The organism is Deinococcus sp. Leaf326, from assembly GCF_001424185.1.
Taxonomy (GTDB): Bacteria; Deinococcota; Deinococci; order Deinococcales; family Deinococcaceae; genus Deinococcus.
Map to the genome: position 1 here is coordinate 1 of NZ_LMOM01000092.1, position 2,253 is coordinate 2,253.

The window sequence follows — 2,253 nt, forward strand, 5'->3', positions numbered from 1 at the left end:
AGTCCGGCAGGGTTTTGTCCAGTTGCTGGTGCCTCTGGGAAGTCCAGCATGCGCGCCAAAACCGTCGGGCCGTTCACCAGGACGACCCAAAGGGAAGTATTCAGGCCGAGCGCCTCGCTTCCCGGCTCTGAAAAAGACTGCCTGACGGCCTTCGACCCCATAACAGGCGACCGCGACAAGCGCGGTCGGCTTAAATCACGAGCTAAGAAGACACCCTGAGTGCTCTCTCCCTATTTCCCCGACACTTTTGCGTGGTTTCACTCCCTCTCAAACGAGTCCAGAGCGGACAGATCGCCCCAGGCGGCATTGATGGTCATCCTTCTTTACGGGGGACTGTACCGACACCTTTGCGTGATTTACCTGGGACTGTGCCGATGCTTTCGCGTGATTGTGTTCCCTCGCCCCACCGACACCTTTGCGTGATTGAACGATTTTTTGCGTCTCACACGGGATCAAGAGCTGCTTTGCATCTGAGAAACACAAGGGCGCTGGATCTCCGATACTTTTGTGTGGTTCCGACGCTACAGTACCGATACTTTTGCGTGATCCGGCGGCAAATCCCCGACACCTTTGCGTGGTTTATAACGATTTTTATCGTCTGAGACGCAAAAAATCTTTTCCCTGTTGTTGTTTCTTTTTATGTTTAATAAAACAAAAGAACTACAACAGTGGGGGAGAGGATGGGACCGAAACACTTGGGCACAGAGCACGAAAGGCGAGACGAACGCAATATTGCCCGCCTTGGGATCATCAGCATTCAGTCGCGCGTGGACGATGCATTAACTCTCTGGAACGTTGAGTTCGCCATCGACGGCCGCCCTTACCGTGTGGAGTGCGCGGCGCCATACGGTCGTCCCCACGGCATCGATACAGATATCATTCTGGCGATTCAGACCCTGTTCTTCCGGTCTGGTTGCCCATCACACAACTGGCTTCACACCACCGCCTATGAAGTCAGGAGCGTGGCAGGCCTTCCAGACAATGGCCGGACCTACCAGCGACTCAAAGAGGGCCTCAAACGGCTGTGGGGAACAGGCTTTGTGGTGGGAGAAGGCTGGTATGACGCACAACGGGATCGGCAAGTCTGGAGTACCGATACCCTCCGCTACATCGAACGTATCCGGTATCACGAAGTTGATGCGGAGCCGGAACAGCTTCCAGGACTTGACCCTTCAGCAACCCTCAGTATTCATCTGGGGGAGCAGTTGGCGACCAGTATTCGCGCGCGCCATCTGCAGGTTCTCGACGGGGGACTACTCATCCAGCTTGAGCAGCCGCCCGCCCGAGCGCTGTACCGCCTTCTGGAGGCGCACCGAACAGGACCTCAGGAACGTCGGCAGATGACCCTGCGCGTCAATCTGGAGGACTGGCGACTGGCCTGCGGCATTCAGTCAGAACGGCCGGAACTGGTCAGACGTGCGCTGGCACCCGCCCATGAGGAGCTCCGGGCCATCAACTATCTGGCTGATGTCCAAATCATCGGCCGTGGCCGGAAACAGGAGATCGAGTACTCTTTCGCGGAACTGAATGCCCCTGACCCGGCTATGGTTGAACTTCTGATTGGGATCGGCTTAAGCCGCGTCTCGGCCACGAGCTTAGCCGCAGACCACGGGGAACGTGTGGAGACAGCGGTCGCCTTCGTCCGATCCCGACAAGCGACAGCAAAGGTCAAAAACCCAGCGGGACTGGCGGTGGATTTTTTGAAGCACGAAGAGAAATACATCTTGCCTGCAAATTTATCCGCATCAGTTCCTCCAGCCTCACACGGCGAAGCCCGACTCCAACTTCAGGTCGAGGAAGAGGCGACCGTTCGAGCCACGGACGAGCGTCGCCAGCACGTTCGAACACTGGCGCCTGACGCGCAGTATGACGCTGTAGCCCCTGCCCTCCGGATCATGCTTCGGCCATTGGGCAAAGGACTGCCGACGGTTCTCGAGGCACGCTGCCGGAGTGGCGAGTTATCTGCTGCCGATCTCTCCGAGCAAGCCGCTCGAGCTAATGAAGAGATTCGTATGCAGGCATTCATTGATGACCTGCGTACACGGCTTTCTTCTTAGGTCCTCTGCGCAATCACGCAAAGGTATCGGTACCGCCTGATCCTTGCTGCCCGAGCAGAGCGTGAGTCAGGCTGACATGAGATGAGGTTCCCCCCTCAGTCGGTCCAGTCCGGTTGCAAAGACAGCGTACCTCAGCCCGCCTGAAACAGGCGGGCGTATTCATTCGGTGAGCGGTCTTCCAGAGAGCTGTGTGGGC

At 57.3% G+C, this 2,253-nt stretch carries 1 protein-coding gene and 1 pseudogene; both read left to right on the top strand.

What is annotated here, in order from left to right; all coding sequences use genetic code 11:
• A pseudogene (locus tag ASF71_RS25625) lies at positions 1-145 on the top strand (transposase); the annotation flags it as partial.
• Positions 146-680: 535 nt separating this feature from the next.
• Complete coding sequence (locus ASF71_RS21460) at positions 681-2,057, top strand: replication initiator protein A (protein WP_156373042.1); 1,377 nt, start codon at positions 681-683, stop codon at positions 2,055-2,057.
• Positions 2,058-2,253 lie beyond the last annotated feature (196 nt).

Coding starts and splice junctions, on each gene's coding strand:
- ASF71_RS21460 (WP_156373042.1), top strand. CDS start 681: ATGGGACCGAAACACTTGGGCACAGAGCACGAAAGGCGAGACGAACGC.